Genomic DNA, 24,742 nt, shown 5'->3' on the forward strand with positions numbered 1-24,742 from the left:
AGCGCACTCTAGGCGTGTAACCGTCGTCCGCTCAAGCTTCCGCCAGCGCCGCGGCCTCCACCAGCCGCACCACGTCGCCCATGATCTCGGTGATCTTGAAGTCCTTGGGCGTGTAGATGCGCGCCACGCCCATCTGCTTGAGGATCAGGGCGTCGCCGTCGGGGATGATGCCGCCGGCCACCACGGGGATGTGGCCCAGGCCCTCGGCGCGCATCAGGCGGATCACCTCCTGCACCAGGTCCAGGTGCGAGCCCGACAGGATCGACAGGCCCACCACATGGGCGCGGCCCTCCTTGGCGCGGCGGACGATCTCCTCCGGCGTCGAGCGGATGCCGTCGTAGATGACCTCCATGCCGCAGGCCCGGGCCCGGGTGGCGATCTGCTCGGCGCCATTGGAGTGGCCGTCCAGGCCCGGCTTGCCGACCAGATAGGTCAGGGTGCGGCCCAGCAGCTGGGACACCCGCTCGACCTGCGCCTTCACCGCCTCGACGTCCTCGGCCTCGCCGGTCGAGACGACCACGGCCACGCCGGTGGGGCCGCGATACTCGCCGAACACCTCGCGCAGCGCCCCGGCCCACTCGCCGGTGGTGACGCCCGCCTTCGCGGCGGAAATCGAGGATTCCATGATATTTCGGCCATCGCGCGCCGCCGCCTTCAGATCGGCCAGCACCGTTTCGACGGAGGCGGGGTCGCGGGCCGCCTTCCAGGCCTTCAGCCGATCGACGACGCCCGCCTCCAGCAACGGGTCGACCGTCTCGATCGCCTTGCCCCCGGCGGCCAACGGCGAGGCCTCGGTGTCGGTCCAGCGGTTGACGCCGACCACGGTCAGGTCGCCGGTCTCGACCGAGCGCACCCGCGCGGCGTTCGACGCCACCAGCTGCGTCTTCATGTAGTCGATGGCGTTCTGGGCGCCGCCCATGGCGTCGATCAGGGCCAACTGCTCCAGCGCGCCCTTGCTGAGTTCGGCGACCTTGGCCTCGACCACGTGGCTGCCGTCGAACAGGTCCTCGTATTCCAGCAGGTCGGTCTCGTAGGCCAAGACCTGTTGAAGCCGCAGCGACCACTGCTGGTCGAACGGGCGCGGCAGGCCCAAGGCCTCGTTCCAGGCCGGCAGCTGCAGGGCCCGGCAGCGGGCGTCCTTGCTGAGGGTGACCGCCAGGGCCTCGATCAGGATGCGGTAGACGTTGTTCTCGGGCTGCTGCTCGGTCAGCCCCAGGCTGTTGACCTGCACTCCGTAGCGGAACCGCCGGGCCTTCTTGTCCTGCACGCCGTAGCGTTCCAGCAGGATCTGGTCCCACAGCCGCGTGAAGCTACGCATCTTGCACAGCTCGGTCACGAACCGCACGCCTGCGTTGACGAAGAAGCTGATGCGCGAGGCGACGATCTCGAAGTCCTCGTCGGGGACCTGGCCGCCGGCCTTGACGGTGTCGAGCACGCTGATGGCCGTGGCCAGGGCGAAGGCCAGCTCCTGCTCCGGCGTCGCCCCCGCCTCCTGCAGGTGGTAGCTGCAGACGTTCATCGGGTTCCACTTGGGGACCTCGCGGTAGCACCAGGCGATCATGTCGCCGATCAGCCGCAAGGACGGCTCCGGCGGGAAGATGTAAGTGCCGCGGCTCAGATACTCCTTGATCAGGTCGTTCTGGGTGGTGCCCTGCAGCAGCGCGCGGTCGGCCCCCTGCTCGTCGGCGAGCGCGACGTACATCGCCAGCAGCCAGGCGGCCGGGGCGTTGATGGTCATCGAGGTGTTGGACTGCTCCAGCGGGATGCCGTCGAACAGGGTCCGCATGTCGCCCAGGTGGGCGATCGGCACGCCGACCTTGCCCACCTCGCCCCGCGCCAGGATGTGGTCGGCGTCGTAGCCGGTCTGGGTGGGCAGGTCGAAGGCGACGGACAGGCCTGTCTGGCCCTTGGCCAGGTTGGCGCGATAGAGGGCGTTGGATTTCTCGGCCGTGGAGTGCCCCGCATAGGTGCGGAAGATCCAGGGCGCGTCAGGCGCGTGCTGGAACGGCTTGGCTGACATCCTGCGCTTCCCGTTTATCGTTGTTCTTAATTACCAACGATCATGAACCGGGTTTTGCTGCAACGCAACATCGCAAGAGCGAAGGCAGGGCGGCGAAGGCGAGGCTCAGAAGGGGCGCTTGCCCGTCACTACCTCGAACCACAGCCGGAAATCGCCCGCCAGGCTGTAGAGCGGGTACTTGAAGGTGGCCGGCCGGTTCTTCTCGAACACGAAATGGCCCACCCAGGCGAAGCCGTAGCCGACGAAGGGCGCGGCGACGAAGAACCGCCAGTCGACCAGGAAACCGCAGACCAGGGCGGCGATGACCAGGGTCGTGCCGACCACATGCAGCCGCCGGCTGGTCCGGTTGACGTGTTCGGTCAGGTAGAACGGGTAGAACGCCGCGAAGGTGCGGTAGCGTTCCCCCTCTTTGGCGGGCTGATCATGCGCGGTCATGGACCCGATGTTCCGCCCGACGGAGCCCGGTTGCAATAGGCCACGCGGGCCCGGCATAGGCCGTTTGGCCTATCGCGTCGCGCGGAGGATCAGCCGCCTAATGCCCCCATCCAGACAGCCGGGGGGCCGGGCCATGATCCACGTCGTCACGTCTCAGAACCGACATCTCTACGGCCCCCAGCTGTGGGCCATGCACGAACAGCGGCGCGAGCAGTGCGTCGAGAAGAACGGCTGGGTCGACCTGGTCGTTCTGGAAGGCGGGGAGGTCGACGACTACGACGACTCCCAGGCCGTCTACCTCTTGGGTTTCGACGCGGCCATGCGGCTGGAGGTGGGCCTGCGCCTGCATCCCACCGAAGACCGCTGCATGCTGGCCGACAAGTTCCCCCACCTGATCGCGCCGGACGAGACGCCCAAGAAGGGTCCGACGGTATGGGAAGCCACGCGGCTGTTCACCACCGAGGCCTATCGCGCCCGGAAGGGTCCGAACCGGGGCCTGCGGGTGTTCGAGGTCTGGGCCGCGGCCATGGAGCTGGCCCTGGTCAACGGCGTCGAGCGCTTCGTCGGCATGATCGACATGTCGCTGTATCCGGGGATCATGAACTCGCCGATCGACACGCGGCTGGTCGGCCTGCCCCGCCCCTACGCGTTCGGCGTGGTGGCCGGCTCGGAGATCGCCCTTTCCTACGCCCTGCTGGACCGGGTGCGCGAGGCGATCGGCGTCGACGGGCCGGTGGGCTACCACATCGACGAGCTGGACCTGCGGGCGTTCGGCGGCCTGGCGGCCGTCCAGCACCAGGTGATCCGCGCCCAGACCCCGCAGTTCGACCCGGGTTCGCCGCGCGACGAGGCCCTGGCGGCCGAGACCCTGTATCGACTCAACGACACCACCCTCCAGGCCCGCCGAATCTGGGCCGAACGCGACGCTGTTCCGCCCGCGGAGCGACTCAACGCCTAGCCCCTGCTGCGGCGCCGAAACAATTTTGCCTGGAAATCGCCTCGATCTAGGCGTGTACGTCCGTGCGTTAGCGCAAGCATGGGGTTAATTAGCTAAACCTCAGCGACCTAACGCCGCGCTTTGCCGCATCAGCGTTCCACGAACGTGTTGGACGTGGCATTGTGCCTGGACAACCTTTGGAGGCGAAACTTGAGCGAAGAAACCGAGGGCCGACGCCCGAATCCCGTCGATCTGCACGTTGGCGGCCGCGTCCGGATGCGTCGCAAGCTTTTGGGCGTCAGCCAGGAACAACTGGCCGACTCGCTGGGCCTGACCTTCCAGCAGGTGCAGAAGTACGAGCGCGGCGCCAACCGCGTCAGCGCCTCCAAGCTGTATGAGATCGCCAAGACCCTGCAGGTCCCGGTGTCGTTCTTCTTCGACGGCCTGGCCGACCCGATGGACGGTTCCGACGGCGACGAGATCGGTCAACAGGCCGAGCGCATCGTCCAGGAATTCCTGACCACCCCCGAGGGTCTGGAACTGGCCGAGGTGTTCCCGAAGATCGGCCGCGGCCGCGTGCGTCGTCAGGTCCTGGACCTGGTCCGCGCCATGGCCGAGGAAGCCGCCCGCGCCGAGAACGCCGCCGCCTAAGCGCCGGCCAAGACGAAGTAGCCTGTTCGGGCCCCGGCACCCCCCGCCGGGGCCCGATCGCGTTTTCAGGCGTGCTCTTCCGGCCTCAGCTGGCCGAGGCCCGTCGCGGGCTGGCCTGCCAGATGCGCTTGGCCGTCTGCAGCGAGGCGGGGGCCAGGCCGCGCAGATCGTGGCTGCGCAGGATCTTCAGGCCGAACTCGCGGTCCTTCTGCCAGACCACCTTCACCTCGTGCGCATAGCCCGACACCAGGTCGACCAGCTGGACGCTGGACGGCGGTATGGCGCTGGACAGCATCTGGATGCGCAGGCCCGAGTCCGACTGGTCGCGCACGACGCAGTCCCACGCGAAGGCGCCGCACAGCACCTTGGCGGGGGTTTGCATCGCAGTGCGGGGACCGGCGCGGCGGTCGGTCATCCCGTCGGAACCAAACTTCGACATACCCCTAACAACGCGCGGCGCCGTTAATCGGCGGTGCAGGGGCAAGGTTTATTTCCCGCTGACCACGCCGGAAGTCACGGTTTTCCCCAGCAAAAACGCTGTTTCGCGCCGATCGCGCCGCCGCGCGGGGAACCCTCCGCGAACGCGGTTATTTAGCGAGTAACCCGCTTGGGGCTATGATGCGATCAGGCCGGCGTAGACCGGCCGCCCCGGGGAAACAAAAAGGACCGCCCGATGACCCACGGCGTGGCGCTGTTGGCCGACGTGAACGGCCGCGATCTGATCGTCGCCCTGGCCCGGCCCGGCGACGGTCCCGGCGAGCATCGCGTCCTGCCCGGCTCGACCCCGCTGGAACTGGAGGCCGGCCTCAAGTCGGTCCTGGCCGAAGTGGGTCCCGACGACCTGGTCGGCGCGGCGATCGCAGCGGCGGGCCCGGAGATCGACGGGACGGTGATCGTGACCGCCACCGGCCTGAGCCTGTCCCTGACCTGGCTGCGCGCCGTCCTGCGCACGCCCCGGGTCTATCTGGTCAACGACTTCACCGCCTGCGCCATGGGCGCGCCCAAGGTGCCCGAGGCCGACCTGACCGTGATCCACCCCGGCAAGGCCGCCCGCAACGCCGCCATCGCCGTGCTGGGCCCGAATCTCGGCCTGGGCGTGGCGGGGCTGGCGCCGTTGCGCGGCGACGGCTGGCTGGCCGTGCCCAGCGAGGGCGGCCACATGGACTTCTGCCCGGTCGAGGCGCGCGAGGCGCCGGTCTTCTCGGCCGTGCGCGCCCGCCACGGCGAGGTCTCGGCCGAGCGCCTGCTGTCCAAGGAAGGCCTCAGCGACATCCACTGCGCGCTGGTCGGCGACGGGGATCCCCTCGTCGTGCCCGAAAATGACAACGTTATCATCGAGTTGGCGCGCGCCGGCGACGCCAAGGCCCGCGAGGCGATCTCGATCTTCAGCGCCCTGCTGGGCGGCTTCGCCGGCGACATGGCCCTGCTGTTCGCGGCCCGCGGCGGGGTGTTCCTGAACAGCCCCCTGCTGGAGACCATCGACGGCCTGCTGGACCGCGAAGCCTTCGCGCGCCGCTACCGGGCCAAGGGACGGATGAGCTACTACCTGGCCGAGGTGCCGGTGTTCCGCATGCCCGGCCGGCCCGCCCTGCTGGGCCTGTCCAGCCTGTTCACCCCCAGCGACATGCGCTACGGTGCCACGGAGGTGAAGTTCCTGGATTGCTGAGGGGGACACCGCCCAACGGTTGTCATCCCGGAAAGCGCGCAGCGCTTGTCCGGGACCCAGGTGAACCGCAAAAACCTTGGCCCAGCTCCTGGGTCCCGGACAGCCCCTGCGGGGCTTCCGGGATGACAACGATTTTGCGAGCTCGGGGAAACCTCCCCTACCCCTCCGCCGCCGTCTTCAGGCTCGCCAGCCCCGTCTCGAAGTCCTTGCCGGCCATCTTGTCCATGCTGAACAGCACGTCCATCAGCTTGAAGAAGAACGGCGAGTCCCCTTCCATGGCCCAGGTCACGCGGGTGGCGTCGCCCTCGGGCTCCAGGGTGAAGATCGCCCTGTTGCTGGCCTTGAACGGCTTGGTGAAGTCCAGGCGGATCACCAGTTTCGACGGCGCGGCGGCCTCGATGATCTCCATGCGCCCTGCCCCGGCCTTGTTGTTGCCGCTCCAGGCGTAGGTCGAGCCCAGGCCACGCGCCGGACCGCCGAAGATGCGGGTCATGGCCGGGTCCAGCTTCTCGTAGGGCGACCAGGCGCCCCATTGGTGGAAGTCCTCGATCAGGGCGTAGATCTTCTGCGGCGGCGCCTTGATCACGGTCGAGCGGGCGACGCGGAACTGGTCGGGCTTGGTCGCGGCGTAGCCCAGCAGGGCGACGAGCGCGATGACCACGACGATGACGATGATCTTGAGCATGGCTTTCCCCTCCTTGTCGCGGGCGGGACCGACGGCCCCGCCCTTTCTTTCATGAGGTCAGGTCTTGGGCGTCGTCGCAATCGACCACGAGAAGCCGTAGGGGTCCTTGAGCTGGCCGTAGCGGTCGCCCCAGAACATCAGCTGCACCGGCAGCGACACCGTGCAGCCGGCCGCCACCGCGCGCTCGAACCAGGCGTCCACGTCGTCGACCTGCAGGTGCAGGGTGAAGGCGGCGGGCTTTTCGAACGGATAGCCGTGCTCGGGATAGAAGTCGCTGAGCATCAGGGAATTGCCGTTGATCAGCAGGTGGATGTGCATGGTCCGGCCCTGCTCGTCCGGCGGGATGCGGTAGATCACCTCGGCCGCGAAGGCCTTGGCGTAGAAATCGGCCGCCTCGGTGGCGTTGCTGGGCGACAGATAGGGCACGATGCCGCCGGAAACGGCGGGCAGCTTGGGCGGCGGTTGCTGGGCGTCGGTCATGGTCGTTCCTCTCCGATTTCGGGGTCAGGGCTGGAGATCGACGGCGGCCTTGAAGCTGCCGTCCATCAGGAAGGGCACGGACTCGTGCTGGTGGACGATCTTCCAGGCGCCGCTCAGCTTGCGCAGGCCCAGGGTGCAGCGGAACCACAGGTCGGGGGTCTCGCCGTCCGTCTTGGTTCCGGTCATGTGGGCCAGGCCGTGGGCGAAGGCGACGTCGCCGGCCGCGGCGATCGCCAGGTTCCGGAAAGCGTAGCCGATGGGGCTGGACCAGGTGTCGAACCAGGCCGCCAGGCCCTCGCCGTGGTCGTCGGCCGCGATCAAGGGCGGGGCCAGGGAATAGACGACCGGCGCGTCGCCCAGACAGGCCGCGACAGCCGCGGCGTCCTTGTCGTGCAGGCCCTGCGTCCAGGCGTCGATCACGCAGCGGATCGCGATCTCTTCGGCGGCGGCGTCGATCATGGCGAGCTCCCGTTCGGTTCAGCCAAAGGACGGTCGCGCGGCCGCCGTCCCGACACCGGCGGGAAAACTTTCTAACCGGTGCTTGCCCTCAGCAGCCGGTCCAGGTGCAGGCGGATGTGGGCGGCCTCGGCGGCGGTGTTGGCCAGGGCGATGGCCTGGTCGAAGGCGACCTTGGCCTCGTCCCGCCGGCCCAGCTGGAACAGCAGCCCGCCGCGCAGGCCGAAGAAGTGGAAATAGCCCGACAGCTTGGGGGCCAGGGGCTCGATCATCTCCAGGGCCGCCTCGGGCCCGGCGACCTTCGACACGGCCACGGCGCGGTTCAGGGTGACGACCGGCGACGGAGCCAGCTGTTCCAGATCGCCGTACAGCAGGTCGATCCGCGCCCAGTTGGTGTCCTCGGCCCGCTCGGCCCGATCATGCTCGGCGGCGATGGCGGCCTGCACCAGGTAGGGCCCGGGCCGGCGGTGGCGCACGGCCTTGTCGATCAGGGCCAGGCCCTCGGCGATCATCCGGCTGTTCCACAGGCCGCGGTCCTGGTCCTCCAGCAGCACCACCGCCCCGTCGGCGTCGAACCGGGCCGGGGCGCGGGCGTGCTGCAGCAGGAGCAGGGCGGTCAGGCCCATGACCTCGGGCTCGCCGGGAAACAGGCGCAGCAGCAGGCGCGCCAGGCGGATGGCCTCGCCGCACAGCGAGCCGCGCGTCAGCAGCTCCTTGCCGCCGGCCGAATAGCCCTCGTTGAAGACCAGATAGACCATGGCCGCCACGGTGGTCAGGCGCTGCTCGCGCTCCTCCAGGCCCGGCGCGCCGAACGGCACGTCGGCCGCCCCGATCTTGGCCTTGGCCCGAGTGATCCGCTGTTCCATCGCCGACTCGCCGACCAGGAAGGCGCGGGCGATCTGCTTGACCGACAGGCCCGAGACGATGCGCAGGGCCACGGCCACCTGCTGGGTCGCCGGCAGGTCGGGATGGCAGCAGATGAACAGCAGCCGCAGCACGTCGTCGCGATAGTGCTCGCCGTCCAGCCGGTCGACCAGGGCGGCCTCGGCGTCCTCGAGGTCCGAGATCAGCTCCTCGGCCGGCAGGGGGGCTGAGCGGCTGGACTTGCGCACCCCGTCCAGGGCGGCGTTGCGACCCACCAGGATCAGCCAGGCCGTCGGGTCGCGCGGCGGGCCGTTCTTGGGCCAGGCCTTCAGGGCCCGCAGGCAGGCGTCCTGGAAGGCCTCCTCGGCGGTGTCCAGATCACGGAAATAGCGCAGCAGGGCGGCCACCGCCTGGGGCCGGGCCGCCGTCAGGGCCGCGTCGATCCAGGCCGCGTCGATGTTGGCGATGGTCATGCCTTCAACCCCTCGTGCTGACAGCGCGTCGGGGACGCGCCTCGCCCAGGCCGCCGGGACGATAGACGGCCAGCGGACGGATTTCATAGGCGCCCCGGTCGGGATTGGCCACGGCCAGGTCGTGGGCCACCGCGATCGCCGCGTCCAGGTCGCCGCAGTCGACCACGTAGAAGCCCAGCAACTGCTCCTTGGTCTCGGCGAACGGGCCGTCGATCACCAGGTGGTCGCGCGCCTTGCGCAGGGTGACGGCGGCCGTGGTCGGCAGCAGCCGGGCCACCGCGCCCAGCCGATGGACGGCGGCCAGGCCGGCCTCGACCGTCCCCAGCCGGGCCATGACCGCGGCGTCCTCGGCCGGCGACCAGTCCCCGACCACGTCCTCGGAATTGTAGCAAAGAATGGCATAGAGCATCGGCTGCGCACCTTGTCGTAGCCAGGACGATCAGGACCTCGGCAATCCGACACGACGGCCGCTAAAAATCGGGCTCGGCTGTTTTCGCCACGGTCAAGGAGCCCTATTTTCGCCCAGGCGTTCCCTGATCGTCAGCCCGCCGACACAAAACCATAAACAGAAAACGGCAAAGGGGAGGAGACGCTCGCAAGCCAGGAGCCGTTCGTGAGTTTGTGGATTTCGACGTTCTTCATCGTGTTCCTGCTCGGCATGCTGGCCTGGCCGAGCGTCGCTCCCCGCATCGACGCGATGCGCCGCAAGCGGCGTGGGGTCAGGCGGCGGTATTTTCAGGATTGAGCCGAGCATCGGTCGACGCCGGCGCGAAATCATCGACTTTTTGAGAAACCGCCCGGCTTGCGGGACCTTCAGGACCCGAGGGTGGTGGCTGGGGGCGGGATCGAACCGCCGACCTGTGGGTTATGAATCCACCGCTCTAACCATCTGAGCTACCCAGCCGCACGAAGCGGAGGCGGGCTTATAAGCGCAAAGCGGGGGCGGCTTCAAGTCCGTCCGAGCATCAGATTTAGCACCGCGTCGAGACGCCGCTTCAGGCTTTCCGGACCGTAGTCGTCCAGCACCTTGGCGCGGGCCGCCGCGCCCAGGGCCACGGCCTTTTCCGGGGCGGCGATCAGGCCGGCCAGGCCTCGCGCCAAGGCGGCCGGGTCGCCGGGCGGGACCAGGACGCCGTCGACGCCCTCGCCGATCATCTCCACGGGCCCGGGAATCGCGCTGGCCGCCACCGGCAGGCCGGCGGCCATGGCCTCCAGCAGCACCAGCGGGAAACCCTCCTGATACGAGGGGAAGGCGAAGACGTCGCCGGTGGCCAGGAAGGCGGGGGCGTCGCGCCAGCCGACCAGTCGCACGCGCTCGCCCAGGGCGTGCTGGGCGATCAGCCCCTCCAGCCTGGCCCGCTCGTCGCCCTCGCCGGCGATCTCGCAATCGAAGGCCAGGCCCCCAAATCCTTCCCACCCGTCGCGCAGCAGCGCCAGGGCGGCGATCAGCACGTCGAAGCCCTTCTTGGGATGCAGCCGGCCGGCGGCGACGATGCGCGGCGGGCGGGACGTGTCGGCGAAGGGCGCGGCCAGGACGGCGGGCGGCTTCACGGCGTTGGGCACGAAGTGAACGCGCTCGGCAGGCACGCCGCGCTCGACCGCCAGTTCGGCTAGGTGCTTGCCGACGCAGACATAGTGGGTGCGCGTGGTCTCGATGTCGAAGGCCGGCTTGTGCACGCAGATCGCCAGCACCGTCTTGGCCGGAGCAACCTTGGCCATCAGGCGGGCCGGGCGCTGGCCGTGGCTGAGGATCAGGTCGGGCGCCGTGGCCCTGACCAGCTTGCGGGCCGCGCCCACGGTGATCGGGTCCCAGTCGGTATAGGCCGGCATCGCCGCCAGGGGCGGAACGCGCCCGGCCTGCTGGACCGCGACCCTGCCGCCGGCCCGCACCACGCCCGTCGCCGTTCCGCCATCGGCGGCGGCGTAGGCCTCCAGGATCGGCTGGTAGTCGAGGAACACCTGCTCCAGGCCGCCCAGGCCCTTGCCCAACATGGCGTGCAGGATGGCGGTCAAGGCGAGCTCCCCAGGAACGCCGGAGGCGGCGAGGCCGGACCTTCGTCGGGCGACGCCGGGAAGTCAACGCGCCCGCGCCGCCGGGATGACAGCTGTGAAACGATCTGGATGACAACGGCGCGTCACGATGACAACGTAGTCACCTGACCAATCGTCGCCCCCTCGCCCCTCTCGTCAGGACAGTTTCCATGCGTCTTCGCCATCTCGCCCTCGCCGCGCTGGTCCTGTCGGCGTGCGGCCCCGCCCCCGCGGTCCAGGCCCAGCCCAATCCGCCGGTCGAGACCGGCCCGCCCAACGCGCCGGACCAGAAGCCGGCCTTCCCGCAGCAGACCCGCGCGCCCGAGGAGAAGCTGGGCGTGGCCTATCAGGTCGAGACTCTGACCACGGGCCTGGACCACCCCTGGGGCCTGGCCTTCCTGCCCGACGGCTCCAAGCTGGTCACAGAGCGCGCCGGCCGGCTGCGCATACTGGGGACCGACGGCAAGCTGTCGCCCGCCGTCGCCGGCCTGCCGGCGGTGTTCGCCGAGGGCCAGGGCGGCCTGTTCGACGTGGCGCTTGACCCCGACTATGCCAAGAACGGCCTGGTCTACTGGACCTATGCCGAGCCCCGCGGGGGCGGCAACGGCACCACCGCGGCGCGCGGCAAGCTGGTGCTGGGCGCGGCGCCCAGGCTGGAAGACGTCCAGGTGATCTGGCGGCAGATGCCGACCATGGATTCGCCCCTCCACTTCGGCGGCCGCCTGGCCTTCGCCCGCGACGGGGCGCTGTTCATCACCACGGGCGAGCGCTCGATCATCCCCGGCCGCATGCAGGCCCAGAAGCTGGACGCGGCCCTGGGCAAGGTGATCCGCATCCGCCCCGACGGCTCGATCCCGGCCGACAACCCCTATGTCGGCAACCCTCAGGCCAAGCCCGAGATCTGGTCCAAGGGCCACCGCAACCTGCAGGGCGCGACGATCAATCCCTGGACCGGCGAGCTGTGGACCGTCGAGCACGGCGCCAAGGGCGGCGACGAGCTGAACACCCCCAAAGCCGGCAAGGACTACGGCTGGCCGACCATCACCTATGGCGAGGACTATTCCGGCAAGCCGATCGGCGACGGCATCACCCAGCACGAGGGCATGGAACAGCCGATCTATTACTGGGACCCGGTGATCGCGCCGTCGGGCATGGCCTTCTACAACGGGGGCCTCTTCCCGGCCTGGAAGGGCAGCCTGTTCGTCGGCGGGCTCAAGGGCTACCTGGTGCGGCTGACGCTGAAGGACAAGCAGGTGGTCGGCGAGGAGCGCCTGCTGTCGGAGCTGAACCAGCGCATCCGCGACGTGGTCGTGGGCCCGGACGGGGCGCTTTACCTGGTGACCGACGAGGATGACGGGCGGGTGCTGCGGGTTTCGCCCAAACGCTAAAGCGGCGAACACTTGCCCCTACGGACCGCTTCGCGGTCGTCTTCCCCCATAGGGGGAAGAGCGCTGTAGCCGATGCCGGCGCGAAGGCTCCGCCCCCTATGGGGGCGGACAGACCGCGAAGCGGTCAGGTGGGGGCAAGTGCGTGAGCCGCTGACCTACTTCGGCTTCCCCTTCCGCGCCTCCCAAAGCGTCGCCGCCAGCGAGGGCTTGCCCTTCAGCAGGGTCGCCGCCGCCATGCCGGCCAGGAACGAGGCGGTGGGGTGCTCCTGCATCATCGCCAGGACGCGCTTGTCCAGCGGCGGCTGGCGGGTGCGGGCCAGGTGCCGCTTGTGCAGCAGCGACCAGACGGTGACCACCACCGAGGCCGTGATCGCGACGATCGCGTAGGACCAGGCCGAACCGACCCACTGCGCCAGGAAGGCGAACACCGCCATCGCCCCGGCCACCGCGGCGATCGCCGCCGCCATGATCAGACCCGCCCCCGCCATCAACCGCGAGATCAGCCTGTCGATGAAATCGTCCAGCATCGCGCCCTCCTGAAAAGCCAAGATTGCAACGCGCGAAGCGGGAGTTGGTGGCAGGACTGGGGTTTGACCCCTACGCCGTCAGCCGCGCGGCGACCTCTTCGCCGATCGCCAGCGAGCTGGTCAGGCCGGGGCTCTCGATGCCGAACAGGGCCATCAGCCCCTCCAGTCCATGGGTCTCGGCGCCGCTCAGCTGGAAGTCGGGCTGGGGCTCGTCCGGGCCGTGGATCTTAGGCCTGATCCCAGCGTAGTCGGGCACGAGCAGCTCTTCCGGCACGTCCGGCCAGAACTTGCGGATATAGGCGGCGAAGGCGGCGCGACGGCCCTCGTCGACCGAATAGTCGGGGGCCGGGACATATTCCAGGTCCGGCCCGAACACCGCCTGGCCGCCGAGATCGTTGCGATAGTGGGTGCCCAGGGCCCCATGGATCGGCGGCGGATAGATCAGGCGCTGGAACGGGGCCTTGGCCGCCAGACGGAAATAGACGCCCTTGCCGTAGTGGGCGGCGGGAATCTTGTCGGCCGGGAAGCCCTCGATCGTCGCGGCCACGGCTTGGGACGAAAGACCGGGCGCGGTGACCAGCAGGCGGCAGGAAAGGCTGGCCGCCTCGGCGCCGCCGATCCGCACGGTGAAGCCGCCGCCGGCCAGGGGCGTCGCGCCCTCGAACGGGGTGTTGACCACCACCGCCCCGCCGGCCGCCTCGATCTCGCCCTGCAGGGCCAGCATGTAGTCGTGGCTGGCGAAGACGCCGCTCTCGGGCGACAGCAGGGCGGTGTGGGCGTTGAGGCCGGGCTCCAGCGCCCGGGCCTGGGCGCCGGTCAGGTGCTCCATGCCCTCGACGTCGTTGTCGAGCGCCTGCTGGAAGATCGCCTCCAGCTGCGGGATCTCGCCTTCGTTGGTGGCCACCACCAGCTTGCCGCACTTCTTGTAGTCGATGTGGTGCTTGTCGAGGAACGCGTACAGCCGCCGCCGGCCCTGGACGCAGAACCGGGCCTTCAGCGAACCGGTGGGATAGTAGAGCCCGCCGTGGATCACCTCGGAATTGCGCGACGACACGCCCTGGCCGATGTGCCCTTCGGCCTCCAGCACCGCCACGACGAGGCCGCGCTGGGACAGGGCGTAGCCGCAGGCCAGGCCCACGGCGCCGGCGCCGACCACGACGGCGTCGAAATCGAACTCTTGGGTCATTCCGAGGTCACCAGCCGCCGCTTCACCCGCGCGATGCATCCAAGCGCTGCTTCAGCCCCGCGCGGAGTTCGGCGAAGAAGCCCTTGGCCTCGACGTCTCCCCTGGGGTCGCCCTCGGCCTCCAGCCTCGTCACCAAGGCCTCCAGTTTGTCGTCGCCGCCCATGATCTCGACGGCGCGCCGGTAGTTCAGATCGGCCAGCTCGGCCGCCACCGCCTCGTCCAGCGACGAGAACTCGCCCCGCGCGACGCGCTGGCCGAGATCGAAGGCGTCCTCGGGTCTGAGCGTCACCACGACAGGCTTGGATGGAACCGGCTTGTTCATGCGGCCAGCCTAGCACGGCCCCGGCGACGCGCCAGATGGCGCGGCCGCCCCGCCTCGACCTTCATTGCCCTTTTTCGAGAGCTGTGAAACCCTTGCTCGACAAGGTTGAGGGCGCGCCGTCGTCACGCGTCGGCGCCTCAGGGAAGGGCCATCATGAACTTCGGCGCAGCGCTCGACGTCGCGGTCGGACTGATCTTCGTCTATCTGCTGGTCAGCCTGTTCGTCACGGCGCTCAACGAATACATCTCCAGCTTCCTCAACAAGCGCAGCGAGTACCTGCTGTCGCGGGTGCAGAGCCTGCTGGGCGGCGATGGCTCGGAGAAGAAGACCGGCGAATGGTCGCCCGAGATGTGTTCGGTGTGGAACCACCCGCTGATCAGCGCCCTCAAGTCGCACCAGACCGCCGAGGACCACTGCACCAAGCGCGGGGCGCTGCTGAAGAACGCGCCGTCCTACATCCCCGGCAAGACCTTCGCGGTGGCCCTGACCGAGACGCTGAAGCCGTCGGAGACCGCCCATCTCAGCTTCCAGCAGCTGAAGACCGCCGTCGCCGGCATCGAGAACAACGACGCCCTCAAGAACGCCCTGCTGCCGATGCTCGACGAGGCCGAGGGCAAGGTCGAGAAATTCCAGACCAACGTGGCCACCTGGTTCGACGGGGCCATGGACCGCACCAGCGGCGCCTACAAGCGCTGGATCCATCGCCTGACCTTCTGGGCGGGCTTCGCGGTGGCCATCGCCTTCAACGTCAATTCGCTGCAGCTGATCGACAACCTGTGGCGCGACCCGGTGGCCCGGGCCGGGCTGGTGGCCCAGGCCTCGCAGTCGGCCAAGGACGCCGAGACCGCCCAGGGCCTCCAGGCCCAGCTGTCGGCCCCCGCCCCCTCCGGGTCGGACGCCTCGTCGGACGCCTCGGGCGCGGACGGCGCCGAATGCGCCTGCGAGAAGGACCAGGACGCCGCCGACATCGGCCAGAAGCTGGCCCTGCCGATCGGCTGGACCCACGAGGCGATCTGCGACCTCTGGACCGATCCCCGCGCCAAGCCGACGCCCGGCCAGCTGCGGCAGCGGCCGCAGGACTGGAGCAAGAGCTGCAAGGCGCTCAAGCGCGACGGCTGGGGCGTCACCGTGAAGGTCTTCCTCAGCCTGCTGGGCCTGGCGATCACGGGCCTGGCGGTGTCCCTGGGCTCGCCGTTCTGGTTCGGCACCCTGCAGTCGGTGACCAACATCCGCGCCACCGGCATCAAGCCGGATCGGGCGGACGGGACCGCGCAGAAGTAGGCGCAAGTCGGGGACATGCCCTTGCGGCGTGTCCCCACCTACAAGCGCCGCGCCCAGTCTTGGGGACACGCCTCAAGGGCATGTCCCCGGATCAGATCACCACTGGCTCCACAGCGTCGCCGCCTCGGCCTTGGCCTTGACCACCGAGGCGTCCTTGACGTGGCCGTAGCCGCGGATGTCCTGCGGGACGGCCGCGATGCGGGCCGCCAGGGGCAGGCGCTCGGGAGTCAGGCCGCCGGCCAGGCGATCCAGGGTGGTCTCGTAGTCGGTGACCAGGCCGCGCTCCATGCGGCGCTCCTCGGTCTTGCCGAACACGTCCAGCGGACCGCCGCGCAGGCCCTTCATCCTGGCCATGATCGGGAAGGCGACGTCCAGCATCCAGCCGCCGAAGGCCATCTTGCGCGGCGTGCCGTCCTTGTTCTTGGCGCCGATGATCGGCGGGGCCAGCCAGACCTTGGCCTTGCCGCCCTTGAAGGTCCCGGCCAGTTCGGCCGCGAACCGGCCGTCGGTATAAAGGCGGGCGACCTCGTACTCGTCCTTGTAGGCCATCAGCTTGTAGAGGTTCACGGCCGCCGCGCGGGTCAGGGGCAGGCCCTTCTCCTCGCCGCCCGCCGCCACTTCAGCCGCGCGGACCTTGGCCACCTTGGCGGCGTAGCGGTCGGCATAGGCCTGGTCCTGGTAGGCGACGAGGTCGGCCGTGCGCTTGGCGATCAGCGCGTCCAGCGGCATCGTTTCCGGCGTCGGGACGTCGGCGTCGCGCGGCCCCATGGCCGACGGATCGTGGGCGACCTTCCGGCCCAGCTCGAAGGCGGCCAGGTTGGCCTCGTAGTCCACGCCGTTCAGCTTGATGGCGCGGTAGATGGCGCGGCTGGAGACCGGGATCACCCCGTGCTGCCAGGCGAAGCCGACCATGATCATGTTGGCGAAGATGGCGTCGCCGAACTGGGTCTCGGCCAGGTGCTGGGCCGGGCAGGCGTCGAACGCCTTGGTCGCGCCCTTGATCCGCCGGGCCATGGCCCCGCTGTCGAAGCGGATGTCGCGGCTGGTGACGAAGTCGGCCGTGGGGGCGAAGTCGCTGTTGCCGAAGGCGGCGGTGCGGTCCTTGGCGTAGAGCGACAGACCCTCGGGCGAGGCGGCCACCAGCATGTCGCAGGCGATCAGCACGTCGGCGCTGGCGGCGGGCACGCGGCCGCCGACCACCGTCTCCTCGGTCTCGCCGATCTTGACGTGGCTGAACACCGAGCCGCCCTTCTGGGCCAGGCCCGTCATGTCGACCACGCTGCCGGCGCGGCCATCGACGTGGGCGGCCATGGCCAGGATCGAGGCCACGGTCGTCACGCCCGTGCCGCCCACGCCCGTGAAGATGATCCGGCGCACGCCGTGGAAGTCGTCGAACACCGGCAGGGGCGTGGAGTCGGCCGTCAGGGCCGGGGCCTTCTTGGCCTGGGCGCCCTCGGCCCCTTCCAGGGTGATGAACGACGGGCAGAAGCCGTCGACGCAGCTGTAGTCCTGATTGCAGGTCGACTGGTTGATCTTGCGCTTGCGGCCGAACTCGGTGTTCAGCGGCTCCACCGACACGCAGTTGGACTTGATCGAGCAGTCGCCGCAGCCCTCGCAGACCAGCGGGTTGATGAACACGCGCTTGGTCGCCTTGGCCATGGTGCCGCGCTTGCGGCGGCGGCGCTTCTCGGTGGCGCAGGTCTGGTCGTACAGCAGCACCGTCGTTCCCGGCGTGTCGCGCAGCATCTTCTGCACGCTCATCAGCTCGGACCGCGGGAAGACCTCGACGCCGGGGGCCAGGTCGGTGACGCCCTGGTAGCGCTCCAGCTCATCGACCACGATCACCGTCCGGGCCACGCCCTCGGACGCCAGCTGGCGGGTGATCTGGGCGGGGGTGAAGCCGCTCTCGGCGCGCTGGCCGCCGGTCATGGCGACGGCGTCGTTGAACAACAGCTTGTAGGTGATGTTGGCCCCGGCCGCGACGGCGGCCCGGATCGCCAGCGAGCCCGAGTGATTGTAGGTGCCGTCGCCCAGGTTCTGGAAGACGTGCTTCTCGGTGGTGAACGGCGCGGCGCCCACCCAGGTCAGGCCTTCGCCGCCCATGTGGGTGTTCAGGTCGGTCGAGGGGTCGTTGAAGCTGGCCATGTAGTGGCAGCCGATGCCGGCCAGGGCGCGGCTGCCTTCGGGCAGCTTGGTCGAGGTGTTGTGCGGGCAGCCCGAGCAGAAGAAGGGCTTGCGGGCCTGGTCGGCGGCCAGGCTGACGGCGGCGACGCCGGCGGCCGAGACGCGGTTCAGATAGGCCTGGGCCCGCGCCATGTGCGGGCCGTCGGGCAGGCGGTCGTAGATGGCCAGGGCGATCTCGGCCACCGACAGCGAGCCCAGTTCCGACAGCAGCGGCGCGCCCTTCTCGTCGACCTTGCCGATGATGCGCGGCCGGGCCTGGGCGGGCAGGTCATAGAGCGCGGCGCGCGCCTGGGGCTCGATCAGGCCGCGCTTGTGCTCGATGACCATCAGGGTCTCGAGGCCGGCGGCGAAGGCGCGCAGGCCCAGGGGCTCCAACGGCCAGGGCATGCCGACCTTGTAGATCGAGACGCCCAGGTCGGACGCCTCCTCCAGGGTCATGCCCATGGCGGTGAAGGCTTCCAGCACGTCCTTGTAGGCCTGGCCCTGGCAGACGATGCCCAGCCGCGCCTTGCCCACGCGCACGTGGTGGGCGCCCAGCACCACCCGGTCGACGCCGTTGGCGCGGGCGAAGGCCAGGGCGGCGGGGATCTTGTGCAGGCGGAGCCGGCGCTCCTTCTCCATCGGCTGGTCCTTCAGCCGGATGCCCAGGCCGCCGGGCGGCATGGGGAACTCGGGGATCACCAGCTTGTGGCGGTCCAGCGAGACGTCGATGGTCACGCCCGAATCCATGGTGTCGGCCAGGGCGATCATGCCCGTCCACAGGCCCGAGAAGCGCGACATGGAAATGCCCAGCAGGCCGTAGTCGAGCACCTCCTGCACGTCGGCCGGCGACAGCACCGGCATCTCGAAGTCCTGGAAGGCGAACTCCGACTGCGACGGCAGGGTCGAGCTCTTGCAGCCGTGGTCGTCGCCGGCCACCGCCAGCACGCCGCCCGTCGGGAAGCTGCCGGCGAAATTGGCGTGCTTGAAGACGTCGCCGGTGCGGTCCACGCCCGGGGCCTTGCCGTACCACATGCCGAAGACGCCGTCGTGGGTCGCGCCCGGGAACAGGTTCGCCTGCTGGCTGCCCCACACGGCGGTGGCGGCCAGGTCCTCGTTCAGGCCTTCCTTGAAGACCACGTCGTGGGCGGTGAGCAGCTTGGACATCCGCGCCGCCTGCTGGTCCAGCCCGCCCAGGGGCGAGCCGCGATAGCCGGAAAGGAAGCCCGCGGTGTTCAGCCCGGCCCGGGTGTCCAGGCGCTTTCGGTCGAGGAGGACCCGGATGAGCGCCTGCACGCCGGTGATGAACGCACGACCATCTTCGAGCAGATATTTGTCGTCGAGCGTGATTTCCGAGTGCCGCATAGCAAAAATTTTCCTCCGGGGTCTTCCTGCCCGCTCAGCAATATCTTATAGAAGCGGGGAAATTGTTTGCCCAAGGTTTGCCCGACTCAAGGCCGCTTTGCGCAAGATCAACGCGTCAATCACCCTCTGGGGGGAGGAATTCTTGTCCGAACAACTCGACGCCGTGGATGCCAAGATCCTCGATCTCATCCAACACGACGCCGGTCTGTCCGTTGCGGAGATCGCTGAACGAGTCGGCCTGTCGTCCAGCCCGTGCTGGCGGCGCATCAAAAGGCTGGAGGACGCGGGCGTCATCCAGCGCCGCGTGACCATCCTGGACCGCGAGAAGCTGGGCCTGGGCTTCGAGGTCTATTGCACCGCCAAGCTGTCGCTGCCGACCAAGGAAAACCTCGAGGTCTTCGAGCAGGCCGTGGGCAAATGGGCCGAGGTCGTCCAGTGCGCCACCGTGACCGGCGCGGCCGACTACGAGCTGCGCATCGTCACCCGCGACATGCGCGCGTTCGACGAGTTCCTGCGCGACAAGCTGCTGTCGCTGGGCCTGGTCAGCAACATCGAGAGCCGGATCGTCATCCGCGGCGTGAAGAACTCCACGGCCGTGCCGCTGGGCCTCGTCAGCCCGTATGTGAGCCCGCTGAGCTAGGCCCGACTTCCAATCGGCGAGACAAAGACGCCGCGCTCCGCCGAAAGGTCGAGCGCGGCGTTTTTCGTTTCGGCTTCGCCTAAACAGATTAGCGTTGACTAATGCATTAGCCATTGCTAATTGATCCGCCATGATCGCAGCCGCCCCCATCGACAGCGTCATGCGCGCCCTGGCCGACCCCACGCGGCGCGCCGTCTTCGAGCGCATCGCGCGGTCCGACGAGATCACCGTGGCCGAGCTGACCCGCCACGCCGGCGTCAGCCAGGGCGCGGTCTCCCAGCACCTGAAGTCGCTGAAGACCGCCGGCCTGGTCGCCGAGCGTCCGGAAGGCCGCAACGTCTACTACCGCGCCCAGCCCGACGGCCTGACGCCGCTGGTCGACTGGATGTCCCACTACGGCGTGTTCTGGCGCGACCGGTTCGCCGACCTGCGCAACCTTCTCCAGGAGATCGACCCATGAGCGACGCGGCTCTCCAGACCCGCCCCGAGACCCACGAGATCGTCGTCGACGAGGTCTTCCCGCATGCCCCCTCCACCGTCTGGAAGGCCCTGACCAACGGCGCCCTGATGGCTCGCTGGCTGATGGCGCCGACCGGGTTCGAGCCCGTCGAGGGTTGTCGCTTCACCTTCCAGACCACGCCGGGCGGGCAATGGGACGGGGTGATCCACTGCCAGGTCCTGGAGGCGGTCGAGAACCGGCGCCTGGTCTATGGCTGGAAGGGCGGCCACGCGGCCAATACCGGCTACGGCGCGCCGCTGGAGACCGTGGTCACCTGGACCCTGACGGCCAGCGAGGCCGGGACGCGGGTGCGGCTGGTCCACTCGGGCTTCGTCCTGCCGCGCAACCAGAGCGCCTATGACGGCATGAGCAAGGGCTGGCAGGTGGTGATGGAGCGCCTGGAGACCTGCGCGGCCGAACAGGACGAGACCCAGCACTAGGGTCGCCCTCCCCTACCCCAATCCGACAACCAGGAGACTTCGATGAGCGACCCCTTCACGGGCGGCTGCGCATGCGGCGCCGTGCGCTATTCCATCGTCGGCGAGCCGATGGTGCAGGCCGATTGCCAGTGCCGGACCTGCCAGCGCGTCAGCGGCACGGGCCACGGCTCTTACCTGACCTTCAAGGACGCGACCGTGACCCTGCAAGGCGAGGCGAGGCGCTGGGAGGCGGTCGGCGACCTGGGCACGGTGAAGTCACACGCCTTCTGCCCGACCTGCGGCGCGCCGGTCTACCTGGCCTTCCCGGCCATGGCCGACCTGTTCACGATCCACGCCGCCAGCCTGGACGATCCCAAGCGCTACGCCCCGGCCATGACCTTCTTCACCGCCAGCGGCTTCGCGTGGGACCAGGTCCCGTCCGGTCACCAGGCGTTCGAGGGCATGCCGACGGGCTAGGCGGCGCGGACCTCGCGGCGGCGTCCGACGGAACGTCGACGCCACCCGTTTTCTTCTAGAGGCAAGCCGCCCTTCCCTTCTAGAGTAAGGGCTCCATCGCTTCGGAGCCTCCCCATGATCGACCTCGTCATCGACCAGCGCCGCAAGGACCTCGGCGGTTTCGAGGTCGGGCGCGTGCTGCCGTTCCACAGCCGGCGGATGGTGGGGCCCTTCACCTTCTTCGACCACATGGGGCCGGTCGAGTTCGAGCCCGGCTTCCCGCGCAATGTCGACGTGCGCCCGCATCCGCACATCGGCCTGTCGACCCTGACCTACCTGTTCGAGGGCGAGATCACGCACAAGGACAGCGTCGGCTCCGACATCGCCATCCGTCCGGGCGAGGTCAACTGGATGACGGCCGGCAGCGGGATCACCCACTCCGAGCGCTTCGAGACCCTGCGCGAGTTCGGCGGCCCGATGCACGGCATCCAGGCCTGGGTGGCCCTGCCCGACGGCCAGGAGGAGATCGCCCCGCGCTTCTCGCACCACCCGCGCGACGAGATGCCGGTCTATGAAGCCAACGGCCTGAAGGCCGCCCTGGTGGCCGGCAAGGCGTTCGGCGTCGAGGCCAAGGTGCCGGTGTTCTCGCCGCTGTTCTACGTGCACTGGGAGCTGGCCGCCGGCGCCAAGGCGGGCCTGCCGGCCGAATATCCCGAGCGCGCCGCCTATGTGGCCGTCGGCAAGGTCGAGGCCGCCGGCCAGGTGCTGCACGCCGGCCAGATGGCGGTGTTCAAGCCGGGCGAGACGATCACCTTCGAAGCGCTGGAGCCCTCCACCGTCATGCTGCTGGGCGGCGAACCGGTGGGGCCGCGCTTCATCGAGTGGAACTTCGTCTCCTCGTCCAAGGAACGCATCGAGCAGGCCAAGGCCGACTGGAAGGCCCAGCGCATGAAGCTGCCCGACCTGGACGACCAGGAATTCACCCCCCTGCCCGAGCCGCCGCCCCCGCCGCCGCCGATGTCTTAGCGGCTAGAGGAACGGCCCCGGCAATCTGAGCGGCCCGGGGCCCACCTCGTCGTCGGCCTCGCCCACCGCCTGGTAGTGGAGCACCAGCTTGGCGCAGGCGCCCAGGACCAGGGCCTCGACGAAGGCCGTCTCCCGGCCGGTCAGGCGGACGATCTCGGCCAGGGCGTGGCCGCGCCCGGCGGCCATGTCCATCACCGCCACCTCCTGGACGCTGAGCGCCGCGCGGGCCCCGGCCAGCCGCTCCACCGCGTCCAGCCGCTGGAAGCCGTCGTCGCTGGCCAGCGCCTTGCGATAGTCGCGGCCGTAGAGCTCGGCGGCCTGCGCCTCGGCGAAGCCGATGTCGGGGCCGAGGTCTTCGCGGGGGATGGGGAGGTTGTCGGTGGTCACCGGACGGTTCTTAAGGCATCGACCGGGGACATGCACTTGTGCGTGTCCCCAGCAGACGCAGTGCGAGATTTGGAGACACGCACAAGTGCATGTCCCCGCCCGGCGGAGGGGGAGCATCTTGTCGGTTGAACACCCCCGCCCCCGGCGCTCATAATCCGGCCATGACCGATCTCGCTCTCGAAACCTTCGTCCGCGGCCTGCCCAAGGCCGAGCTGCACATGCACATCGAGGGCAGCCTCGAGCCCGAGCTGATGTTCGAGCTGGCCGCGCGCAACGGCGTGACCCTGCCGTTCAAGACGGTGGACGAGATCCGCGCCGCCTACGCCTTCTCGAACCTCCAGGACTTCCTGGACATCTACTACCAGGGCGCGGGCGTGCTGCTGACCAAGGCCGACTTCAAGGACCTGGCCCTGGCCTATTTCCGCCGGCTGAAGGCCGACGGCGGGACCCATGCCGAGATCTTCTTCGATCCCCAGACCCATACCGACCGGGGCGTGGCCTTCGAGACGGTGATCGACGGCCTGGTCGAGGGCATGGAGGCCGCCGAGCGCGAGCTGGGCGTGACGTCCAAGCTGATCCTCTGCTTCCTGCGCCACCTGGACGAGGCCTCGGCGTTCGTGACGCTGGAGCAGGCCAAGCCGCACCTGTCGAACATCGCCGGGGTCGGCCTGGACTCCTCGGAGGTGGGCCACCCGCCCGCCAAGTTCGCCCGCGTGATGCAGGCCGCCCGCGACCTGGGTCTCAAGGTCGTGGCCCACGCCGGCGAGGAAGGCCCGCCGGCCTATGTCTGGGAGGCGGTGGACATCCTCGACGTCGACCGCATCGACCACGGCAACCGCGCCCTGGAGGACGACTGCCTGACCGCCCGCCTGGTGCAGGACGAAACGACCCTGACGGTCTGCCCGCTGTCGAACCTGAAGCTGTGCGGGGTCAGCGACCTGAAGGAGCATCCGCTGAAGCGCATGCTGAAGCTGGGCCTGAAGGCCACCGTCAATTCCGACGACCCGGCCTATTTCGGCGGCTACCTGCTGGAGAACTACCTGCAGACCGCGCAGGCCGTCGGCCTGACGCGCGACGAGCTGGTGACCCTGGCGAAGAACAGCTTCACGGGCTCGTTCCTGGACGAGGCGGAAAAGGCCCGGCGCGTGGCGCAGGTCGAGGCGTACGCGGCGGCCAACTGATTTTATATCCGCTCATCCCGGCGAATGCCGGGACCCAGATGGAATGGCTTTGAGGTGGGGTCCAAAAGCTCCGCGCTCTTCCAGTCAGCCCAAACGCTTTGGGATCTGGGTCCCGGCATTCGCCGGGATGAGCGGAGTTTAGACCAGCGCCTTCCGTACCGCCTCGGCCAGTTCGTCCAGCTCGGTGATCCCCAGGTCCGCATGGAACGGCAGGCTCAGCACCGAATGGGCCAGGCGGTCGGCCACCGGGGTCTGGTCGCGGATGACGACGCCGGGACCGACAGGATTGGTCGCATAGCCCAAATCGGCCAGCTTCTCCGCCACGATCGGAGCGGCGCCTTCCGAGACGCTGACGACCCAGGCGTCCGACACCCAGCTCATGCCCCAGCCCGGCTGGAAGCCGATCGGCGCGCCCAGCAGCAGCATGCGCAGGCGCTGGGCCGCGGTGGCCAGGCGCAGGCGCTGGCCCGACCAGCCCTCGAGCCCGGCCTCGCCTTCGAAGGCGGGCGCATCGAGGCGGGCGATGAAGGACGCGTCCTGGCTGGCGACGAACACGCCCTGGCCGCCAGGCAGGCCGACGACCACGGGGACCGGGGCGTCCATGATCACGTCGAACCCGTCGGTGGCGTCGACCACGATCGGCAGGCCGGTCTCGCGCTGGAAGGCGGCCCAGGCGCTCATGTCGGGGGCGCGGCCGAAGGCGCAGGTGGGGACGATGGCCTCGATCGGCGGCGGGGCCTCGCCGAGGCGTTCGCGCAGGTGGGCCGGGTCGAACATCCAGCTGTAGGGATCGACGTCCACCAGCCAGGCCCGCAGGCCGGCGGCGGCGACCGCCTCCAGGGTGGCGGCGCTGGCCAGGGCGGGGACGATGCAGACGCCGCCGGGGCGGACGCCCGAGGCGACGAGGGCGGCGGTCAGGGCGCAGACGCGGTCGGCGACGGCGCGGACGGCGGTGGGGCGGTCGAAGCGGTCGGCCAGCTTGGCGTCGAGGCCGGGCGTCAGCCCCTGTCGAAGCACCTTCTCCACGGCGGCGAAGTCCATCGGGACGCCGGCGGCCGCGAAAGCGGCTTCGGCCTTGGCCTTCTTGCGCGCTTCCGGCGAGACTTTGGGGAGGGCTTGCATCAGACGTCGCTTCCGAACAGTCCAGCTCTGTCACACGACAGCGCCGTTATGGTTAAGCAAACGTATCGACTGACTCGGGCGC

At 69.3% G+C, this 24,742-nt stretch carries 27 protein-coding genes and 1 tRNA gene; 12 read left to right on the plus strand and 16 right to left on the minus strand.

Annotation, left to right across the window (positions count from 1 at the left end; translation table 11 throughout):
* Positions 1-31: 31 nt before the first annotated feature.
* Both BR39_RS0117210 and BR39_RS0117215 read right to left on the minus strand, forming a co-directional pair.
* A complete protein-coding gene (locus tag BR39_RS0117210; protein ID WP_029914441.1) occupies positions 32-2,020 on the minus strand; it encodes a protein meaA in 1,989 nt (662 codons plus the stop codon).
* Positions 2,021-2,125: 105 nt separating this feature from the next.
* Entirely contained in the window at positions 2,126-2,455 is a 330-nt protein-coding gene (locus BR39_RS0117215) for an Mpo1-like protein (RefSeq protein ID WP_029914443.1), read from the minus strand.
* A 133-nt stretch (positions 2,456-2,588) separates the two neighbouring features.
* Here BR39_RS0117215 and BR39_RS0117220 point away from each other — a divergent pair, with 133 nt between their 5' ends.
* Complete coding sequence (locus tag BR39_RS0117220) at positions 2,589-3,413, plus strand: acyl-homoserine-lactone synthase (RefSeq protein WP_029914445.1); 825 nt, start codon at positions 2,589-2,591, stop codon at positions 3,411-3,413.
* 189 nt (positions 3,414-3,602) lie between these two features.
* Entirely contained in the window at positions 3,603-4,043 is a 441-nt protein-coding gene (locus BR39_RS0117225; protein WP_029914447.1) for a helix-turn-helix domain-containing protein, read from the plus strand.
* Between the two features lie 85 nt (positions 4,044-4,128).
* On the opposite strand, the gene BR39_RS0117230 is transcribed toward BR39_RS0117225, so the two are convergent.
* Positions 4,129-4,458, minus strand: coding sequence for a PilZ domain-containing protein (locus BR39_RS0117230; protein WP_231499491.1), 330 nt, complete (start codon positions 4,456-4,458; stop codon positions 4,129-4,131).
* A gap of 258 nt (positions 4,459-4,716) precedes the next feature.
* On the opposite strand from BR39_RS0117230, the gene BR39_RS0117235 reads away from it, so the two are divergent.
* Positions 4,717-5,709, plus strand: a complete 993-nt coding sequence (locus BR39_RS0117235; RefSeq protein WP_029914451.1) for a glucokinase — start codon at positions 4,717-4,719, stop codon at positions 5,707-5,709.
* 157 nt (positions 5,710-5,866) lie between these two features.
* On the opposite strand, the gene BR39_RS0117240 is transcribed toward BR39_RS0117235, so the two are convergent.
* The 5 genes from BR39_RS0117240 to BR39_RS0117260 all read right to left on the minus strand — a co-directional run bounded on the left by BR39_RS0117240 (position 5,867) and on the right by BR39_RS0117260 (position 9,076).
* Entirely contained in the window at positions 5,867-6,394 is a 528-nt protein-coding gene (locus tag BR39_RS0117240; RefSeq protein ID WP_029914454.1) for an SRPBCC family protein, read from the minus strand.
* A 57-nt stretch (positions 6,395-6,451) separates the two neighbouring features.
* Positions 6,452-6,874 (minus strand): glyoxalase/bleomycin resistance/extradiol dioxygenase family protein, encoded by a 423-nt coding sequence (locus tag BR39_RS26795; RefSeq protein ID WP_029914457.1) that lies wholly within the window; start codon positions 6,872-6,874, stop codon positions 6,452-6,454.
* Positions 6,875-6,898: 24 nt separating this feature from the next.
* Complete coding sequence (locus tag BR39_RS26800) at positions 6,899-7,333, minus strand: nuclear transport factor 2 family protein (protein WP_029914459.1); 435 nt, start codon at positions 7,331-7,333, stop codon at positions 6,899-6,901.
* A 71-nt stretch (positions 7,334-7,404) separates the two neighbouring features.
* Positions 7,405-8,667, minus strand: coding sequence for an RNA polymerase sigma factor (locus BR39_RS0117255; protein WP_029914460.1), 1,263 nt, complete (start codon positions 8,665-8,667; stop codon positions 7,405-7,407).
* A 4-nt stretch (positions 8,668-8,671) separates the two neighbouring features.
* Positions 8,672-9,076 carry a YciI family protein gene (locus BR39_RS0117260; RefSeq protein WP_029914462.1) on the minus strand — a complete coding sequence of 135 codons (405 nt, stop codon included), beginning with the start codon at positions 9,074-9,076 and terminating at the stop codon, positions 8,672-8,674.
* A gap of 204 nt (positions 9,077-9,280) precedes the next feature.
* On the opposite strand from BR39_RS0117260, the gene BR39_RS27285 reads away from it, so the two are divergent.
* Positions 9,281-9,412: a hypothetical protein gene (locus BR39_RS27285; RefSeq protein WP_255347302.1), complete on the plus strand. Its 132-nt coding sequence runs from the start codon at positions 9,281-9,283 to the stop codon at positions 9,410-9,412.
* An 82-nt stretch (positions 9,413-9,494) separates the two neighbouring features.
* Here BR39_RS27285 and BR39_RS0117270 read toward each other — a convergent pair.
* Together BR39_RS0117270 and BR39_RS0117275 are read right to left on the minus strand one after the other, a co-directional pair.
* Positions 9,495-9,571, minus strand: a tRNA-Met gene (locus BR39_RS0117270).
* Between the two features lie 44 nt (positions 9,572-9,615).
* Positions 9,616-10,680: a glycosyltransferase gene (locus BR39_RS0117275; protein WP_029914464.1), complete on the minus strand. Its 1,065-nt coding sequence runs from the start codon at positions 10,678-10,680 to the stop codon at positions 9,616-9,618.
* A 188-nt stretch (positions 10,681-10,868) separates the two neighbouring features.
* Here BR39_RS0117275 and BR39_RS0117280 point away from each other — a divergent pair, with 188 nt between their 5' ends.
* The gene (locus BR39_RS0117280; protein WP_029914466.1) at positions 10,869-12,086 is read left to right on the plus strand and encodes a PQQ-dependent sugar dehydrogenase; all 1,218 of its coding nucleotides are present in this window, start codon (positions 10,869-10,871) and stop codon (positions 12,084-12,086) included.
* Between the two features lie 155 nt (positions 12,087-12,241).
* On the opposite strand, the gene BR39_RS0117285 is transcribed toward BR39_RS0117280, so the two are convergent.
* The 3 genes from BR39_RS0117285 to BR39_RS0117295 form a co-directional block, all read right to left on the minus strand.
* Positions 12,242-12,613: a hypothetical protein gene (locus BR39_RS0117285; RefSeq protein ID WP_029914468.1), complete on the minus strand. Its 372-nt coding sequence runs from the start codon at positions 12,611-12,613 to the stop codon at positions 12,242-12,244.
* A 70-nt stretch (positions 12,614-12,683) separates the two neighbouring features.
* On the minus strand, positions 12,684-13,799 hold the full coding sequence (locus BR39_RS0117290) for an NAD(P)/FAD-dependent oxidoreductase (RefSeq protein ID WP_029914470.1): 1,116 nt from the start codon (positions 13,797-13,799) through the stop codon (positions 12,684-12,686).
* 22 nt (positions 13,800-13,821) lie between these two features.
* Positions 13,822-14,121 (minus strand): hypothetical protein, encoded by a 300-nt coding sequence (locus tag BR39_RS0117295; RefSeq protein WP_029914471.1) that lies wholly within the window; start codon positions 14,119-14,121, stop codon positions 13,822-13,824.
* A 153-nt stretch (positions 14,122-14,274) separates the two neighbouring features.
* On the opposite strand from BR39_RS0117295, the gene BR39_RS0117300 reads away from it, so the two are divergent.
* A complete protein-coding gene (locus tag BR39_RS0117300; RefSeq protein WP_029914473.1) occupies positions 14,275-15,402 on the plus strand; it encodes a hypothetical protein in 1,128 nt (375 codons plus the stop codon).
* A gap of 96 nt (positions 15,403-15,498) precedes the next feature.
* Here the strand turns inward: BR39_RS0117300 and BR39_RS0117305 are convergent, their stop codons facing one another.
* Positions 15,499-18,930 carry an indolepyruvate ferredoxin oxidoreductase family protein gene (locus BR39_RS0117305; protein WP_029914474.1) on the minus strand — a complete coding sequence of 1,144 codons (3,432 nt, stop codon included), beginning with the start codon at positions 18,928-18,930 and terminating at the stop codon, positions 15,499-15,501.
* A 142-nt stretch (positions 18,931-19,072) separates the two neighbouring features.
* On the opposite strand from BR39_RS0117305, the gene BR39_RS0117310 reads away from it, so the two are divergent.
* The 5 genes from BR39_RS0117310 to BR39_RS0117330 all read left to right on the plus strand — a co-directional run bounded on the left by BR39_RS0117310 (position 19,073) and on the right by BR39_RS0117330 (position 21,970).
* The gene (locus BR39_RS0117310) at positions 19,073-19,570 is read left to right on the plus strand and encodes an Lrp/AsnC family transcriptional regulator (protein ID WP_029914476.1); all 498 of its coding nucleotides are present in this window, start codon (positions 19,073-19,075) and stop codon (positions 19,568-19,570) included.
* Positions 19,571-19,700: 130 nt separating this feature from the next.
* A complete protein-coding gene (locus BR39_RS0117315; RefSeq protein ID WP_029914478.1) occupies positions 19,701-20,030 on the plus strand; it encodes a helix-turn-helix transcriptional regulator in 330 nt (109 codons plus the stop codon).
* Entirely contained in the window at positions 20,027-20,509 is a 483-nt protein-coding gene (locus BR39_RS0117320; RefSeq protein WP_029914484.1) for an SRPBCC domain-containing protein, read from the plus strand. Before BR39_RS0117315 ends, BR39_RS0117320 begins: the two co-directional genes overlap by 4 nt.
* 42 nt (positions 20,510-20,551) lie before the next feature.
* Positions 20,552-20,965, plus strand: coding sequence for a GFA family protein (locus BR39_RS0117325; RefSeq protein WP_029914487.1), 414 nt, complete (start codon positions 20,552-20,554; stop codon positions 20,963-20,965).
* A 114-nt stretch (positions 20,966-21,079) separates the two neighbouring features.
* A complete protein-coding gene (locus BR39_RS0117330; protein ID WP_029914490.1) occupies positions 21,080-21,970 on the plus strand; it encodes a pirin family protein in 891 nt (296 codons plus the stop codon).
* A gap of 3 nt (positions 21,971-21,973) precedes the next feature.
* Here the strand turns inward: BR39_RS0117330 and BR39_RS0117335 are convergent, their stop codons facing one another.
* Positions 21,974-22,357, minus strand: a complete 384-nt coding sequence (locus BR39_RS0117335) for a hypothetical protein (RefSeq protein WP_029914492.1) — start codon at positions 22,355-22,357, stop codon at positions 21,974-21,976.
* A 161-nt stretch (positions 22,358-22,518) separates the two neighbouring features.
* On the opposite strand from BR39_RS0117335, the gene BR39_RS0117340 reads away from it, so the two are divergent.
* Positions 22,519-23,538: an adenosine deaminase gene (locus BR39_RS0117340; protein ID WP_029914494.1), complete on the plus strand. Its 1,020-nt coding sequence runs from the start codon at positions 22,519-22,521 to the stop codon at positions 23,536-23,538.
* 138 nt (positions 23,539-23,676) lie between these two features.
* Here BR39_RS0117340 and BR39_RS0117345 read toward each other — a convergent pair whose 3' ends face one another.
* On the minus strand, positions 23,677-24,660 hold the full coding sequence (locus BR39_RS0117345; RefSeq protein WP_029914496.1) for a DegT/DnrJ/EryC1/StrS family aminotransferase: 984 nt from the start codon (positions 24,658-24,660) through the stop codon (positions 23,677-23,679).
* Positions 24,661-24,742: the final 82 nt, after the last annotated feature.

The organism is Caulobacter sp. UNC358MFTsu5.1 (genome assembly GCF_000712075.1).
Taxonomy (GTDB): Bacteria; Pseudomonadota; Alphaproteobacteria; order Caulobacterales; family Caulobacteraceae; genus Caulobacter.